The sequence below is a fragment of the Cupriavidus basilensis genome, from assembly GCF_000832305.1.
Taxonomy (GTDB): Bacteria; Pseudomonadota; Gammaproteobacteria; order Burkholderiales; family Burkholderiaceae; genus Cupriavidus; species Cupriavidus basilensis_F.
On sequence record NZ_CP010537.1, the window covers coordinates 3,321,745 to 3,338,173 of the forward strand.

Genomic DNA, 16,429 nt, shown 5'->3' on the forward strand with positions numbered 1-16,429 from the left:
GCAAACATCACGCAATGCCACAAAACTCGCGCCGGTACTGCTCCGGCGTGGCGCCAGCCTCGCGCTGGAACATCGCGATAAACGCGGATGCCGTGCTGTAGCCGAGTTCGAACGCGATCTCCTGCACGCTGCGGCCCGCCTCCAGGGCATCGATAGCACGCAGGAAACGCAGGCGCTGGCGCCAGTCGCCGAAGGACATGGCCAACTCGTGCTGGCAACGGCGCGCAAGGGTGCGCTCGGTCATGTGCACGCTGGCGGCCCATTCGGCCAGCGTGCGATGGTCGCCAGGATCAGCCTGCAGGGCCTCCAGCACGGCGGCCAGGGCGGGCGTGGTTGCCGCCGGGAGGTAGCAGCGCTGCACCGGCGCCACGGCAAGCTGGTCGACCACCACATGCGCCAGCCGAAGATCGGCCGGCGTGCGTGGCACATGCAGGTTGCGCGCGGCAAAGTCCGCCAGCACGCTCTTGATGATCGGGCTGATCCGCACCGTGCAGGGCTCCGCCGGCAGTTGCGCGCACAGGCCGGGCTCGATATAGATCGAGCGGTAAACGATCGCGTGGCGCAACGTGCAGCTGTGCATCACCTTTGGCGGAATCCATATCGCGTACTGCGGCGGGGAAAGCAGCCGCATGCCTACGGTTTCCATCTGCATCGAGCCGTGCGCGGCATAGTTCAGGTGACCCCAGCTATGGCTGTGCGCCTGTGCCAGGGTATCGGCGCCGAACTCGTCGTAACGCAGGTAGAAAGGACCTTCCATCCCTTCGACATCCAGGATCGGCAGGAAACGCCACTTGTCAGCCATAGCCATGGTTGTTGGGTCTGTTGCGATACGGAATCCGGAAATAGTCCGGAATTAGTCCGGAATTCCGGTCGGTATGTCCTGATTGAGCTATATAGATCAACACAGACGCGCTCATGATAGCGTTCCATACACATCAGAGAAAGCGCTCATGTGGCAATACGCCTTTCCGCTCCTGGCCGTCGTGATCTGGTCGGGCAACACCGTCGTCAGCAAAATGGCCGCCGGCACCATCGCGCCGGCCGAGATCAGCTTCTACCGCTGGTTGCTGGCAGCCGTGCTCTTCACGCCGCTGGCACTGCGTCCCGTGCTGCGCAACTGGCCCGCGATCCGGCCCCGATTGGGGCGGATCGCCGTGCTGGGCCTGCTCGGCATGGTGGCCTATCAGTGCCTGGCCTACTATGCCGCCTACCTGACCACGGCGACCCACATGGGCATCATCGGCTCGCTCACGCCGATGATGGTGCTGGCATTGTCGATCTTGCTACTGGGGCAGGGCCTGAGCGCTGGCGCCGTGGCGGGGTCCGTGCTGTCGATCGCCGGCGTGCTGGTGGTCGTATCGTCCGGCGACCTGGGCAGCCTGCTGACCAGCGGCGCCAACCTCGGGGACGCACTGATGCTGCTGGCCATGCTGGCCTACGCGGTCTATGTGATCTTGCTCAAGCGCTGGAAGATGAAGGACGTGCCGGCATTGCAACTGCTTTACCTGCAGATCGTCGCAGCCGTCATCGCGTTGCTGCCGCTATACCTGCTCACGCCAAAGATGGGCCTCTCGGCTGCCAACCTCCCTTTGGTCGGGTTCGCCGGGCTCATGGCGTCGATGGTTGCACCGCTCGTTTGGATGCACGCCGTCGCCCGCATCGGGCCGAGCCGTGCGAGCATGTTCTTCAACCTGATCCCCCTGCTCACCGCGCTGATTGCGGCGGGCTTGCTGGGCGAATCGCTCGCGCCATATCACGCGGTCGGCGGGGTGCTCACGGTGTTGGGCGTGCTGCTGGCCGAGATATGGACGGCGCCGTTGCGGCTGCAACTGGCTCGGCCTTAGCAAGGGTTGCGGTAGTCAGGACGGTTGAGGCAGAGTCCTCGTGGATGCCGCGCTCACAGGGCGTCCGCCTTGTCCTGCTGTGTGCGCAGCACCGCTTCGGCAATGCCGCCCTCAAGCTCTTCCAGGCCCTTGGACAGATTGCGCATGGTGGTCTCGGAGACGTTTTCCAGCACGTCCTGCAGAAACGCCGAGCGCAGCGGCAATGCCTGCTCCACAACGCCATGGCCGAGCGCCGACAGGGTGACGTTGGTCACGCGGTTGTCGCGCTCGCTGGTATTGCGCTCTACCCAGCCGAGCTCCTGCAGCGCCTTGAGCTGGCGCGTGAGCGCGCCCGGGTCCATGCCGACGCGCTCGGCAAGGGGCTTCTGCGCGATGGGCCCAGCATGGGTGTACAGCGCGGACAGAATGCGCCAGCGCGGCAAGGGATGGCCGATGCGCTGCTCGAAAGCCGCGGCATAGGCCCGGTAAGTTCGCCCGAACTGCTGTAGCACAGCCAGGCTTTGACGCTCCAATTCCACTCCAATCTCCTGCTTGGGGCACCGTCACGCGACGGGCAACCGCCCCACATTATCGGCTAGCCCCGCGCCCCGCCCTGCTCCGTTGCCATGACCGGCTTGACGGCACGCTCCAGCTTGATCGGCGGCACCCGCCGTGAACGCCACAGGCCCAGCACCGCAATCACCGCGGCCAGCGCCAGCCCCATATGGATGGCCCCAACCAGCGACAGCCGGGCCTGCTCCAGCAACAGGGCGCCATTGTGCCCGGCCGCCTCCAGCTGCGACAGCAGGCGTGCCTGCGCCGCACGGTCGATCAGGATCTGCGGATCCGCCATGCGCGCCTGCCACTGCCCGGCACCAGCGCTCTGCAGCGCATCGTGCACGCCACTGAGGTAACTGCGCGTGACCAACGTGCCCACCACGGCGGTACCGATCATGCCGCCGACCATGCGCAGCGACTGCAGCATCGCCGTGGCAATGCCCAGATGCTCGCGGCCCGCGGTCTGCTGCGCGAACACCGTCAGGTTGGGCATGATGAAGCCGAGCCCGAAGCCACATAGCAGCATCATGCCCAGCAACAAATGGTGCGACATCCCGCGCGTCGCCTGGGACAGCCCAAGGCAAGCCAGCGCCAGCATGCCGAATCCCGCATACAGCATATTGTTAGGCTGGCGGATGCGGGTGATGATGCGCCCATTGATGATACTGCCCACCGTGATGCACACCACCAGCGGGGTCACCAGCACGCCCGCCTCCTTCGGCGAGTAGCCAAAGCCCCCCTGGAACAGCAGCGGCGCGTACAGCAGCAACGAGAACATCGCGAAGCCGACGAACACGGCCAGCAGGAACAATGGCGCCAGCCCGGGATTGCGGAACATCTCGAGCGGCAGGATCGGGTTCGGCGTGCGGCGCTCCCATTGCCATAACCCAACCAAGGCACACACCGACATCACCAGCAAGCCACCGGTGACCAGCCCGAACCCACGCTCGGGCATCAGCTCCACGCACAACTGCAAGCCACCCAGCCCAACGCCGATCAACGCTGCGCCGAGCCAATCCACCTTGATCGCGCCGGTATTGGCCTGCTGGCGCAAGTGCGGCAGGTAACGCCAGGCAAACCACAATCCCAGCAAGCCCACCGGCAAGTTCACATAGAACACCGAGCGCCAGCCATAGGCCTCGGTCAGCACGCCGCCAAGCGACGGCCCCACCGCGTTGGCAATGCCGAACGCGGCGCTCATCATCACCTGCCAGCGCAAGCGCACATGCGAATCGGGGAACAGGTCAGGGATACAGGCAAAGGCAGTGCCCACCAACATGCCACCGCCAATGCCCTGCAAGCCGCGCGCAAGCACCAGGAACGGCATGCTCGTTGCCATGCCGCACAGCGCGGAAGCCAGCGTGAACACGACGATGGACACCATCACGAAGGGCTTTCGCCCGTAGTAATCGCCAAGCCGCCCGAAGATCGGCACCGTGATCACCGACATCAGCAGATAGGCCGTCGCCACCCAGGCGTAGTACTCGAACCCCTGCAACTCCGCCACCACGGTCGGCAGCGCAGTGCCGACCACGGTCTGGTCAAGTGCGACCAACATCACCACGAACGCGATGCCCAGCATGGCCAGCAGGGACTCGCGGAATGGCAGCACCTGCCCGCTGCTATGCGCCTCGTGAGGATGCGAAATCATTTTGTTGTTCCATCAATGATTGTGGAGTCAATCATTATAGGACAGGGTTGGCGGGATGGAAGGGGGATGTGTGCGGTGACAAAAGAGATCTGAGCTGCGACAAACAAGGTTGAGATGACGACCTAACGGGACCGCAGGCAGAGAACGCCCCGTCTCAGGCCCTAACGGATCGAAGGCGACCGGCGTGCCCGGCGACAACCCTTAACAGTAGCTGACGGTGACTCTCGCCAAGAAGGGGACGCTCGAGTGTCCCCTTCACCTTGGCAAACGCGGCGCCCTATTGCACGGGCATCACCTCTGCGGCCTGCCGACCCTGCCGTTGCACCATTGATCGCCAACGGCGACAAGCTTTCCATTCGCGAACTTGACTTCCAGGAGCTTCTCGGTCTCGAGCGCCCGCCCGCTTTCGTCAGTCAGGCGAGCGATGATTTGCTTGCTGGCGATATCGATTACGTCGCCGCTTGACGGGTACATTCGTTTTCCGTCGATACTGCAACTGAGCCAACCGACGGAGGTCCTCGTGGCGATGGACCTCTCGTATCTGGGTGGCATGCTCTTCGCGTCGAAGACATGCACGAAGGGGTTCACGTCGGCGACCCATACCTCCCGTTCGTCCGGCGTGAGCGCCACGCCATGCGTGCACGCGCCCTTGTGATCGTGATGATCTGTAAGACATGGGAACTGGCTCGGGGCCCTCACTTCTGCAATGACCTTACCGGTTCTGAGATCGCCGACCGCGACGCCGAGCAGGCCGTTCACGCTGGCGAAAACGAGGGTCTCCGCGCCATTGACCACGATCGGTCGGACGCGCGCGCTGAACGGGCCGATCTCGCTGACAATTTGAGCGCGTCTCGCGTCGGCGACGTAGATGATCGGGCTCTCCGGCACCAGATAGACGCGATCGCCTCGCGGGGAGAAAACCGTATTGTGGCTGCGCGCCGCGGCTGGAATCACAGCGATCAGTTGACCGTTTAGCGCGCTGACGACATTCCAGGCGGGATGATCCAGAGCGGGCACATAGAGAATCTGGCTGTCTGGAGAAATGTCTGGTCGGTCGCAACACCAGCCGTCATATGCCTGCATCCACAACAGCTTGTCGGTTTCAAGATCAAGTGCGACCAACCGGTTGGTCTGGGCGACATAGAGCATCCGCGTTGCCGCGCTTGCGACAATGCCCTTGGCGAGCTCCGGCGGCCGGTTTCGCAGGGTCGGCAGCGAGATGCGCTTGACGAACTTAAATCCATGGTCAACATCGAACACGACTATCCCGTCGCCACCCTTCTCGAAATGGTTGCCGACGCCCGGCACTGCCGCATAAAGGTATGTTCCGTCCATGACGGGCGGAGGATTCTCCTGGGCATCGGTTCCAGGTGCGCCCACGGCGAAAGCCAAGGCCGCAGTTACCGATGCCAGCCGGCTCGCATGTTGGGCCCACGAGTGCAGGATGGCGCCAAATGGATTGCGCAAGTGGATCCTCCTTCACGAGGCGTCGTTGTTCCACCATCAGCTTAGTTGATTCGGCTTCACAGGAAGCTGAGCGCGTAAGCGGACGCGAGCTCGCTATGTGCGGCGCCGAACGTCCGGAACAACCAAGCACCGGCTGGCCAATATGAGCACGTGGAGAGCCATTTACCTTGAAAGCTGCCGCCGGGTCTGCAAGAGGTCGAACGGCGGCAGTGGCATCATCGCGAATCCGGTGGCCGGATGAACTGGCGATGCCAAGCGCAGGCAGGGCGCCTCGGCCATTTCAGACACTTCAGCCCTCTCTCGCCCCTTTACACCCCATACCGCGCAAGAAACATCGCAACCGCCGAATCCACCACCTGCCGCTGCATCGCCGCATCCAGCGGGGGCTGTCCCATGGTGATCTGCGGCCAGAAGGCAAACGCCTTGATCAGCGCCTGCAGCTGACAAGCGGCAAAGGCGGGATCCGCCGCTTTCAGCTTGCCGTCGGCCTGCGCTGCGCGTATCCAGACATGGATGCCCTCCTCCCGTTCACCCAGCCTGGCGACCATTTCCCTCGCCCGCTCCGGCGAGTGGATGGTCTCGGCGATGGCAACGCGAGCCAGGTCCATGAAACTGGCGTTGTTGAGCATGTTCATCTTCAGGCGCACCAACTCGCGCAACTGCGCATCCACCGGCTGGTCACTCGCGTAAGCCATGTCAAGTTCGCCCTGGCTGCTCTCCCATAACTGGGAAAGTATCTCGGCAAACAGTTCGTCCTTGCTGGCGAAGTGGTTGTACACCGTGCGCTTGGAAACCGCTGCCCGGGCGGCGACCTTGTCCATGCTGGTGACTTCGAAGCCGTTGTCGCGGAACTCGGCGATGGCGGCCTGAATGATGGCTTCGCGTTTGCGATCCGTCAGGCGTTGGGCTGGGGGCATGGCGTTCCTGGGGGGCCTTGGGGTTGGGGAAACGGGTAATTTTACACCGGCAAGTTTACTTTCTTGAAAATGGAAACTACACTGTGCAGTGCATTTTTAGCAAATCGAAGATGGATGGAACGGCCCCCGCCGCTTGCCCTGCCTCCCACTCTGGATCCTGAATGCCATCATGACCAATTGCTCGCCCCGCTCCGTCAGCCGCCAGAGCTACACCCAGTCGCCGGAATCGCGCGCGAGCCAGGCTCGCGCCCTGGCCGGGCCGCCCAAGGGCGGCTTGCTCAAGACCCTCGGCATCGCCTGGCGCTTTCTCTTCGACAAGCCTGCTGACACCCAGCCCGCCGGCCCGGTTCCGGTGCAAGCGTTGACGCAGGCTGACCTGCTCGCCGCGCCAGACAACACGGTGTTTCGGCTTGGGCATTCCACCGTGCTGCTGAAACTAGGCAACGCTTTCTGGATCACGGATCCGGTCTTTAGCGAGCGCGCTTCGCCGGTGCAGTGGGCTGGTCCGCAGCGTTTCCATCAACCGCCAATTGGCATCGACGCCTTGCCGCCCATCAAGGCAGTGATCCTCTCGCACGATCACTACGATCACCTGGACCGCGCGGCCATCATGGCACTGGCGGACAAGGCCGAGCATTTCCTGACGCCGCTCGGCGTGGGGGATCGCCTGATCGACTGGGGGATCCACGCGGGCAAGGTGAGACAGCTCGACTGGTGGCAAACCACCGAGGTGGAGGGCGTGCGTTTTGTCGCGACACCGGCGCAGCATTTTTCCGGGCGAACGCCGTTTGACGGCAACCGTACGCTGTGGGCGTCGTGGGTGATCCTGCACACTGATCTGCGCGTGTTCTTCAGTGGCGACACGGGCTACTTCGACGGCTTCAAGCGTATCGGCGAGCGCTATGGCCCATTTGATCTCACACTGATGGAAACCGGCGCTTACGACGTGAACTGGCCCGCCGTGCACATGCAGCCTGAGCAGACCCTGCAGGCGCATGTCGACCTGAATGGCCATTGCCTGCTGCCGATTCACAACGGCACCTTCGACCTGGCCATGCACGCCTGGCACGAGCCCTTCGACCGCATCATCGCGCTGGCCGCTGCGCGCGGCGTTCCGGTCAGCACCCCGCGCATGGGCGAGGCTGTCAGCATCCAGCAAGCGCACAACGCGGATCGCTGGTGGCAGGACGTGAAAACGCGCCGCAATCGCAAATCGATGCCTGCCGCAAGCCCGCGCATCGTTAACGAACAGCCCTGAGATAAACGATGACCACCCGGGCCGCCGGGCACATCCCCGCGCAGGCGGCCAAACGACCGGCCCGAGCCACGCCGAACTCACAATCGCATCACGGTGTATCATGGCTGCGCTGCAGGCTTTGCGCCTGCATCAGCGTTCTCAGGGCGGGGTGAAAGTCCCCACCGGCGGTGATGGCGATTTTTTCGCATAAGCCCGCGAGCGCCCGGTTCTCCTCGAAGTCTGCGAGAGCCGGGGTCAGCAGATTCGGTGCAACTCCGAAGCCGACGGTCATAGTCCGGATGAAAGAGAGCGCGATGTTTCTGTTCCCCGCCCCGTCTCCCGGCGCCGGGGGACTAAACTCGTGCGCCCTGATTCTGGTAACCCACTCTTCTGCAGAAGACCATGAATCAGTTAGTTTCTCCTGTCCAGCGCGACCACCGCGACATTCAGGACACCGCTCCCGTCAATCCGGCCTGGCGCTTTGCGTTTATCCACGCGCAATGGCATGCGGATATCGTTCATCAGGCGCGCGACGCCTTCCTCGCTGAAATGGCCGCGCGCGGCGTAGCGCGCGAGGCGGTGGATGTCATCGAAGTGCCTGGCGCGTTCGAGATCCCGTTGCATGCACGCAAGCTGGCGGACACCGGTCGCTATGCGGCGATCGTGGCGTCGGGCTTTGTCGTCGATGGCGGCATCTACCGCCACGAGTTTGTCGCGGATGCCGTCATCGGCGGCCTGATGCGCGTGCAGCTCGATACGCAGGTGCCGGTGCTTTCCGCTGTGCTGACGCCGAAGAGCTTTCACGATCACGAAGACCACCGCAAATTCTTCAGCGAGCACTTCGTCGTGAAGGGCCGCGAGGCGGCGCAAGCCTGCATCAAGACGGTGGAAAGCCTGAGCAAGCTGGCGGCGTGACCGGATCGGGCCCGTGCCAGGGCTCGGGGGCGCGGCACGCATCTTCAGGGAATCAGTACGTCTCCAGGTGCAGCCGCCCCTCCTTCTTGAGCGCGGCGCCCACCGCGTCCCACGACAAGCCCGCCTGCTGCGCCACGTCCCGCAAGGCCAGCACCACGCCCTCCTCCATGCTCTTCAGCCCGCAGACGTAGAAGCAGGTATTCGGGTCCGCCAGCAACGGCCCGAGGTCGGCGGCGCGCTCGCGCATCACGTCCTGCACATAGCGCTTGGGCTGCCCCGGGGTGCGCGAAAACGCGAAGTTGATATCGATGAAGTCCTTGGGCAGGCTTTGCAGCGGGCCGAAGTAGGGCAGCTCCTCCTGCGTGCGCGCACCGAAAAACAGCATCAGCTTGCCGCCCTCGAACTTGCCGGACTTGCGCAGCCGCCGGCGCCATTCCGTCATCGCGCGCATCGGCGCGCTGCCGGTGCCCGTGCAGATCATCACGATATGGGAGCGCGGATGGTTGGGCATCAGGAAACTCGCGCCAAATGGCCCGATCACGTCCACCTTGTCGCCCACCTGCAGGTCGCACATATAGTTCGACGCCACGCCGCGCACCGGGTTGCCTTGGTGGTCTTCCAGCACGCGCTTGATGGTCAGCGAGATATTGTTGTAGCCCGGCCGCTCGCCATTGCGCGGGCTGGCCAGCGAGTACTGGCGCGCATGGTGCTGGCGGCCGCTGGCATCCACGCCCGGCGGCACGATGCCGATCGATTGGCCTTCCAGCACCGGAAACGGTGCGCTGCCGAAGTCCAGCACGATATGGTGCGTATCGTAGTCGCGCCCGACCTCGGTGACGCGCGCATTGCCAACCACGGTGGCCGTCACGGAACGGGCCGCGGCCTTGGCGCCATAGAGGTTGGTATAGGCGTGGGCGGCCGACCACGGCGGCACGGTGGCGCCGTACTGGGCGCTGTTGAAACCGTCTTCGCCGGTGACGGCCGCCAGCGATGACGCCGGCGCGGATTCGAGAACCGGCTCGGCATCCGCCGCCACGCCTTGCGCGGCAAGCTGCTCGGACGAGAGTTCGTCAGGCAACGTGTCCCAGCCAAACTGCTCCACGATGCCGTAGGCCATCGCGCGCGGCATGGTGCGCCAGTTGTCGATCGAGCCGGTCGGGCATGGCGAGATGCAGGCCATGCAGCCGTTGCACTTGTCCGCGTCGACCACATAGTTGCGCGCATCGTGGGTGATGGCCGCGACCGGGCAGGTAGCCTCGCAGGTATTGCAGCGGATGCAGATCTCGGGGTCGATCAGGTGCTGCCTGATGACCTGGATGTCGGACATGTCCATGGCGAACTCCGGGGGTGATGCGACCCCTGTGGCCGGGGCCTTTTGCCGCAGGCGCCCACCGGGCCCCTGCCTTCTTGCGATTTTTGATTTTCGATTTTCGGCTTTCGACTCGCCGCGCTCAGTTGAAGCGCACGTATTCGAAATCCACCGGCTGGCGGTTGATGCCCATGACCGGCGGCGCAATCCAGCCGGCAAACTTGCCGGGCTCGACCACGCGGCCCATCAGGCTGGCCACATAGGCGCGGTCGGTCTCGCTGGGCAGCCACTGGTCGACATTGGCTTTCCATTCCGCGTCCGAAATCACGCGGCCATCCGGCGAGATCTTCACGCCGGAGAGCGCGCCGATATTGCGGTGGAAGGCTTTGTGCGGGACCTTCAGGCGCACAGGAATGCCAGCCTTGTCGATCACGCGGTTCCAGCGCTCCACGCCGGCCACGCTGTCCTTGATGTAGTCGTCTCGCAGCACTTCGTTGAGCGCGTTGAGCATCGGCACTTCCTTCTCGATCAGCTGGCCGCCGCTGGCCTGCAGGACCTTGTAGGTCTGGCCCTTGAGCACGTGGTCGTCGGCGCGCTTGCCTTCTTCGTAGCGGCCCTTGAGGCCGGTGCTGTAGAAAGTCGCGGCGTTGCTCGACTCATCCGCGCCGAACAGGTCGATGGTCACGCTGTAGTGGAAATTCAGGTAGCGCTGGATGGTCGGCAGGTCGATCACGCCGGCGGCGCGCAAGCGGGCCGGGTCGTCGGTCTTGAGTTCGTTCATCACCTGGCAGGTGCGCTGGATCACACGCGAGACGCCGCTCTCGCCAACGAACATGTGGTGCGCTTCCTCCGTCAGCATGAACTTGGTGGTGCGGGCGAGCGGATCGAAGGAGCTCTCGGCCAGCGCGCACAACTGGAACTTGCCGTCGCGGTCGGTGAAATAGGTGAACATGAAGAACGACAACCAGTCCGGCGTCTGCTCGTTGAACGCCTGCAGGATGCGTGGGTTGTCTTGCTGGCCGCTGCGGCGCTCCAGCAGCGCTTCGCCTTCTTCGCGGCCGTCGCGGCCGAAGTACTTGTGCAGCAGGTAGACCATGGCCCACAGGTGGCGGCCTTCTTCCACGTTGACCTGGAACAGGTTGCGCAGGTCGTACATGCTCGGCGCGGTCAGGCCGAGGTGGCGCTGCTGTTCCACCGATGCGGGCTCGGTATCGCCCTGCGTGACGATGATGCGGCGCAGGTTGGCGCGGTATTCGCCGGGCACGTCCTGCCAGGCGTCTTCACCCTTGTGGTCGCCAAAGTGGATCTTGCGGTTGGCCTCGGCGGGGTTCAGGAAAATGCCCCAGCGGTAGTCCGGCATCTTCACGTGGCCAAAGTGCGCCCAGCCCTGCGGGTCGACGCTGATGGCGGTGCGCAGGTAGATATCGAAATCCTGCGAGCCGTCCGGCCCCATGTCGTTCCACCAGCTCAGGTAGTTGGGCTGCCATTGCTCGAGCGCGCGCTGTAGCGTGCGGTCTTCGCTGAGGTTGACGTTATTGGGGATCTTGTCGCTGTAGTTGATGCTGGACATCATGGTCTCCGGGCTGGCTATGCGTTGGCTGCGGCGTGTGCGGGTTCGGCTTCGGGTTCGGGTTCGGGTTCGGGTTCGGGTTCGGGTGCGATATCGGCGGTGTCAGGTCAGACGCGGTTCCAGTCGAACGCGGCCTTGTCGCCCTTGCCGTAGACCTTGAGCGCGCCCTTCTCGCCCACCGCGTTGGGGCGCTGGAAAATCCAGTTCTGCCAGGCGGTGAGCCGCCCGAAGATGCGGGTGAACATGTTTTCCTGGCCGTTGAAGCGCAGGTTGGCTTCCATGCCGGTGAGCGCATCCGGCGACATGGCCGCGCGCTCTTCCAGCGCGATGCGCACTTCATCGGTCCAGTCGATGTCGTCGGGGTTGGCGGTCACCAGGCCCACCGCGAATGCGGCGTCGGCGTCCAGCGGCTGGCCGGCCTTGGCACGCACCGCGTCCAGCGCCGGCTGCTCGTCGTAAAAGCGCCGTCCCAGGCGGCTCTGACCCGTCACCATCGGGTACAGCCCGAAATTGGTTTCGGCCACGGTGATCCTGGGCGCGCGCGCCTCGTCGTCCGGCAGCGCCAGGTGGTAGCTGCGGTCGCACGCCAGCGCCAGCTCCAGGAAGGTGCCGGCAAAGCACGAGCCCGGCTCGATCAGCGCGAACAGGCTGCGCGAGGACACATCCAGGCGGGAGAACGTGCGGCGCAGCAGGCCGATGGTTTCGCGCACCAGCCAGTGATCCTGGTTGGCGAGCAACGTGGCGTCCATCGCCAGCACGTTGGCGGCGTCGCCTTCGGTCTTGATCAGCCAGGTGCCGATATCCAGTTCGTTGGTGCGCATCGACAGGATGGCGTCTTCGAGTTCGCGCGCCAGTTGCAGCGGGTACCAGGCGGCGCCGGCCTCGGCGATGGCGGCAACGCTCGTCGGCTGCGTGGCGGATGGGCCCTTCACGGTGAAGGTAGCCTTGCGGCCCACGCGGTCGATCTCCACGGTGACATAGGTGTAGCGCAGTGCGTCGGTCTCCAGCGTGCGCGCAAGCGGGGTCAGCGCCACGCCGCTGGCGTTGGCCGGGCGGTCGCTCAGCGCAGCCAGGGCCTGGGCGCGCTCCTGCACTTTTTGCGCAAAGACGGCAGGCTTGGCGATGTCGTCCACCAGGCGCCAGTCCTTGGCGCGCTGGCCGCGCACGCCTTCGGTGGTGGTGCAGAAGATATCCGCAAGGTCGTGGCGCACGTGGCGCTTGTCGGTCACGCGGGTCAGGCCGCCGGTGCCCGGCAGCACACCAAGCAGCGGCACTTCGGGCAGGCTCACGGCGGAGGAGCGGTCATCGACCAGGATGATTTCGTCGCAGGCGAGCGCCAGCTCGTAGCCGCCGCCAGCGCATGCGCCGTTGACCGCGGCGAGGAACTTCAGGCCGCTGTGCTTGGACGAATCCTCCAGCCCGTTGCGCGTCTCGTTGGTGAACTTGCAGAAGTTCACTTTCCAGGAATGGCTGGAGACGCCCAGCATGAAGATATTGGCGCCGGAGCAGAACACCTTGTCCTTGCCGCTGGTGACCACCACGGTACGCACCTCGGGATGCTCGAAGCGGATGCGGTTGACCGCATCGTTGAGCTCGATGTCCACGCCGAGGTCATAGCTGTTGAGCTTGAGCTTGTAGCCGGGACGCAGGCCGGCGTTCTCATCGATGTCTACCGCCAGCGTGGCGATGGGGCCGTCGAAGGTCAGCTTGAGGTGCTTGTACTGGGACGGATCCGTCTGGTATTCGACGCGGGGGGCGGTAGTCATGGCTGTGTCTCCTCAGCAATGAAGCACAATAGTGCATGGGTTGTGTGTTTGTGAAAGAACTATAGTTCATACACAAACAGCCAGTCAAGCAATATTGTGCATCTACCCATCGAGGCGTCAGAGCGGAAGTTGCAGTGCGTAGCGCACGCGCTCGCGCAGCGCCAGGAAGGTGGGTTCCAGCGGCTCGGCGCTGGTGTCGACGCTGAACTCCGCCTTGGAATAGAAGGCCGCGCGGCCAGCCAGGATATGGCGCAGGTCTTCCATGGCCTCCTTGCTGGCGGCCATCGGGCGGAAGTCGCCCTGGGCGCGCACGCGGTTCATGTGATCTTCCGGGCTTGCCTGCAGCCACACCGTGGTGCAATGGGCCAGCAGCAGGTTGAAGGTGGCGGGGTCGGACACAAGGCCGCCGGGCGTGGCGATCACCGCCTCGGGATAGATCTGGATGGCTTCCTCCAGCGCGCGCCGCTCATAGCGGCGGTAGGCGTTCATGCCATACAGGCCCTGGATTTCCGAGATGCTGCAGCCGGCGAACTTCTCGATCTCGCGGCTGAGCTCCACAAAGGGAAAGCCCAGGTCCTCGGCCAGCATGCCGCCCAGCGTGGACTTGCCGGCGCCGCGCAGCCCGATCAGTGCCACGCGCGGGCTGCGCGCGGCGTTGCCGCCGCCGGTGCCGAGCATCTCGCCGACCGCAATGCGCACGCGGCGCAGCGTGCCTTCGTCGCGGTGTTCCAGAAGCTCCCGAATCAGCAGCCATTCCGGCGATGAGGTGGACACATCGCCAAGCAGTTCGGCCAGCGAGCAGTGCAGCGCCGAGGCGATCTGCAGCAGCACCAGGATGGAAGCATTGCCACTGCCATATTCCAGGTTGGCGAGATGCCGCTCCGAAACCCCGGCGGCCACCGCCGTGGCCTTGCGGGTCAGCCCCCGGCGCGAGCGGAGCTCACGCACACGCTCGCCCAGGGCGGCGAGAAAGGCGTTTTTTTCAAGCCCGCCGGCCTCTGCGGCGCTACCGTTGCCTGGCGCGGCATCGGCCTCATGCTCGTCAGCGGACTCCCGCGTTAACCCGGGAACATGCAATATAGTGCTTGACATGATTTCTTGGTGGCTCTATGTTTCACACATGCACAATAATGCATGAAGCGCGGGTATGCAACCCGCCTGAGTCTAACGGAGCCCCTTCCATGTCCCCCACCGAATTCCGCGAGCAGATCGCGCGGCTCACGGCCCGCATTGCCGGCCGCCCACTCGATGCCGCCCTGGATACCTGGCTGAATGCCGAGCATGGCGCAGGCAGCACCACTTACAGCGAACTCAAGGCCGCCTGCCTGGCCGGCGTGGCCGAGGGCTGGCTGTGCGACCGCGAGGGCGGCGGCATCCGCTATGGCCGCATCTTCAAGCCGGCCGAGGACCTGCACGGGTTTTCCGTCGACGTGGTCGACATGCGGGACATCGCCGGGCCGCATCACACCCACCCCAATGGCGAGATCGACCTGATCGTGCCGATCGACGCCACCGCCGAGTTCGACGGCCGCCCCGCCGGCTGGCTGGTCTGCCCGCCGGGCAGCGCACACCGGCCCACCGTCAGCCACGGCCGCGCGCTCGTCCTTTACCTGCTGCCCGACGGCCGCATCGACTTCACCCGCTGAGATTTCCTTCATGACCGAACTGCTTTCCAACTATCTTGGCGGCCGCTGGCAAGCCGGCTCCGGTGCCGGCGCGACGCTGTCCGACCCCGTACTGGGCGATGCGCTGGTACGCGTGGACGCCACCGGGCTCGACCTTGCCGCCGGCTTCGCCTTTGCGCGCGAGCAAGGCGGCGCCGCGTTGCGCGCCATGACCTACCGCGAGCGCGCCGCCATGCTGGCCGCCATCGTCAAGATCCTGCAGACCAACCGCGATGCCTATTACGAGATCGCCACCGCCAACAGCGGCACCGTGCACAACGATTCCGCCGTGGATATCGATGGCGGCATCTTCACGCTTGGCACCTATGCCAAGCTCGGCGACGCGCTGGGAGAGCGACGCTACCTCATCGACGGCGATGCCGCGCGGCTCGGCAAGGACCCGCTGTTCCAGTCGCAGCACGTGCTGGTGCCCACGCGCGGCGTGGCGCTATTGATCAACGCCTTCAACTTCCCGAGCTGGGGCTTGTGGGAGAAGGCAGCACCCGCACTGCTGGCGGGCGTGCCCGTGATCGTCAAGCCCGCGACGGCCACCGCCTGGCTGACCCAGCGCATGGTCAGGGACGTGGTGGACGCTGGCGTGTTGCCGCCCGGCGCGCTGTCGGTGGTGTGCGGCAGCGCGGCCGGATTGCTGGACCAGTTGCAGCCGTTCGATGTGGTCTCCTTCACCGGCTCGGCCCAGACCGCCGCGCTGATCCGCTCGCATGCGGCGGTGACGCAGCGCTCGGTGCGCGTCAATATCGAGGCCGACAGCGTCAATTCGGCCCTGCTGCTGCCCGGCGAAGCCGCCGGCAGCGAAGCGTTCGACCTGCTGGCCAAGGAAGCCGCGCGGGAGATGACGGTCAAGTCCGGGCAGAAATGCACGGCCATCCGCCGCATCTTCGTGCCCGAGGCGCTGTATGGCGCTGCCGCAGACGCCATCGGCGCGCGGCTGGCCAGGGTCACCGTGGGCAATCCCCGCCACGAAGCGGTGCGCATGGGCGCGCTGGTCAGCCGGGCGCAACTCGCCTCGGTGCGCGAAGGGCTGGGTTACCTGCAAGCGCAGGCCGAGGTGCTGCACGACGGCGCGACGCACGCGCTGGTCGATGCCGATCCGGCCGTGGCCTGCTGCGTCGGGCCCACGTTGCTAGGTGCGCGTGATGCGCACGCGGCCGATCGCGTGCACGACACCGAGGTGTTCGGCCCCGTGGCCACGCTGGTGCCCTACCGCGATAACGCCGACGCACTGGCGCTCGTGCGCCGGGGCCAGGGCTCGCTGGTGGCATCGCTCTACGGCAGCGATGCCGATGCGCTGGCCAAAGCCGCCGTGGAACTGGCCGACAGCCATGGCCGCGTCCACGTGATCTCACCCGATGTTGCCCAGCTGCATACCGGCCACGGCAACGTCATGCCGCAATCGCTGCACGGCGGCCCGGGCCGCGCAGGCGGCGGCGAAGAGCTGGGCGGCTTGCGCGCGCTGAATTTCTATCACCGGCGCAGTGCCGTGCAGGCAAGCACCAGCGTGCTGGCACAGCTTTAAGGCACCACCAGCGCC

At 65.0% G+C, this 16,429-nt stretch carries 14 protein-coding genes and 1 riboswitch; of the genes, 5 read left to right on the forward strand and 9 right to left on the reverse strand.

From position 1 onward, the window contains the following. Positions 1 to 7 precede the first annotated feature (7 nt). Positions 8 to 802 (reverse strand): AraC family transcriptional regulator, encoded by a 795-nt coding sequence (locus RR42_RS35075; RefSeq protein WP_043356802.1) that lies wholly within the window; start codon positions 800 to 802, stop codon positions 8 to 10. Positions 803 to 950: 148 nt separating this feature from the next. Between RR42_RS35075 and RR42_RS35080 the strand changes: the two genes are divergently transcribed. Further along, positions 951 to 1,844, forward strand: coding sequence for a DMT family transporter (locus tag RR42_RS35080; protein ID WP_043356804.1), 894 nt, complete (start codon positions 951 to 953; stop codon positions 1,842 to 1,844). A 53-nt stretch (positions 1,845 to 1,897) separates the two neighbouring features. Here RR42_RS35080 and RR42_RS35085 read toward each other — a convergent pair whose 3' ends face one another. From RR42_RS35085 to RR42_RS35100, 4 genes are all read right to left on the reverse strand, one after another. Then, complete coding sequence (locus RR42_RS35085; protein WP_043356807.1) at positions 1,898 to 2,362, reverse strand: MarR family winged helix-turn-helix transcriptional regulator; 465 nt, start codon at positions 2,360 to 2,362, stop codon at positions 1,898 to 1,900. 56 nt (positions 2,363 to 2,418) lie between these two features. Next, positions 2,419 to 4,032 carry an MFS transporter gene (locus RR42_RS35090; RefSeq protein ID WP_043356808.1) on the reverse strand — a complete coding sequence of 538 codons (1,614 nt, stop codon included), beginning with the start codon at positions 4,030 to 4,032 and terminating at the stop codon, positions 2,419 to 2,421. A 291-nt stretch (positions 4,033 to 4,323) separates the two neighbouring features. Next, entirely contained in the window at positions 4,324 to 5,499 is a 1,176-nt protein-coding gene (locus tag RR42_RS35095) for a YncE family protein (RefSeq protein ID WP_144410044.1), read from the reverse strand. Positions 5,500 to 5,807: 308 nt separating this feature from the next. After that, on the reverse strand, positions 5,808 to 6,416 hold the full coding sequence (locus RR42_RS35100) for a TetR/AcrR family transcriptional regulator (protein WP_043356810.1): 609 nt from the start codon (positions 6,414 to 6,416) through the stop codon (positions 5,808 to 5,810). A 169-nt stretch (positions 6,417 to 6,585) separates the two neighbouring features. On the opposite strand from RR42_RS35100, the gene RR42_RS35105 reads away from it, so the two are divergent. Further along, positions 6,586 to 7,674, forward strand: a complete 1,089-nt coding sequence (locus RR42_RS35105; RefSeq protein ID WP_043358475.1) for an MBL fold metallo-hydrolase — start codon at positions 6,586 to 6,588, stop codon at positions 7,672 to 7,674. A gap of 130 nt (positions 7,675 to 7,804) precedes the next feature. Then, positions 7,805 to 7,968, forward strand: a riboswitch (FMN riboswitch). 87 nt (positions 7,969 to 8,055) lie between these two features. After that, on the forward strand, positions 8,056 to 8,568 hold the full coding sequence (locus RR42_RS35115) for a 6,7-dimethyl-8-ribityllumazine synthase (RefSeq protein ID WP_052495186.1): 513 nt from the start codon (positions 8,056 to 8,058) through the stop codon (positions 8,566 to 8,568). Between the two features lie 52 nt (positions 8,569 to 8,620). Here RR42_RS35115 and boxA read toward each other — a convergent pair whose 3' ends face one another. The 4 genes from boxA to RR42_RS35135 form a co-directional block, all read right to left on the reverse strand. Further along, positions 8,621 to 9,901, reverse strand: a complete 1,281-nt coding sequence (gene boxA, locus RR42_RS35120) for a benzoyl-CoA 2,3-epoxidase subunit BoxA (protein WP_043356813.1) — start codon at positions 9,899 to 9,901, stop codon at positions 8,621 to 8,623. 118 nt (positions 9,902 to 10,019) lie between these two features. After that, positions 10,020 to 11,447, reverse strand: coding sequence for a benzoyl-CoA 2,3-epoxidase subunit BoxB (gene boxB / locus RR42_RS35125; RefSeq protein WP_043356814.1), 1,428 nt, complete (start codon positions 11,445 to 11,447; stop codon positions 10,020 to 10,022). Positions 11,448 to 11,554: 107 nt separating this feature from the next. Further along, complete coding sequence (gene boxC, locus RR42_RS35130) at positions 11,555 to 13,213, reverse strand: 2,3-epoxybenzoyl-CoA dihydrolase (protein ID WP_043356816.1); 1,659 nt, start codon at positions 13,211 to 13,213, stop codon at positions 11,555 to 11,557. A 117-nt stretch (positions 13,214 to 13,330) separates the two neighbouring features. Next, positions 13,331 to 14,305, reverse strand: a complete 975-nt coding sequence (locus RR42_RS35135) for a helix-turn-helix transcriptional regulator (RefSeq protein WP_043356818.1) — start codon at positions 14,303 to 14,305, stop codon at positions 13,331 to 13,333. An 89-nt stretch (positions 14,306 to 14,394) separates the two neighbouring features. On the opposite strand from RR42_RS35135, the gene RR42_RS35140 reads away from it, so the two are divergent. Beyond that, complete coding sequence (locus RR42_RS35140) at positions 14,395 to 14,859, forward strand: DUF4863 family protein (protein ID WP_043356820.1); 465 nt, start codon at positions 14,395 to 14,397, stop codon at positions 14,857 to 14,859. 10 nt (positions 14,860 to 14,869) lie between these two features. Continuing rightward, positions 14,870 to 16,414: a 3,4-dehydroadipyl-CoA semialdehyde dehydrogenase gene (locus tag RR42_RS35145; protein ID WP_043356823.1), complete on the forward strand. Its 1,545-nt coding sequence runs from the start codon at positions 14,870 to 14,872 to the stop codon at positions 16,412 to 16,414. Positions 16,415 to 16,429 lie beyond the last annotated feature (15 nt).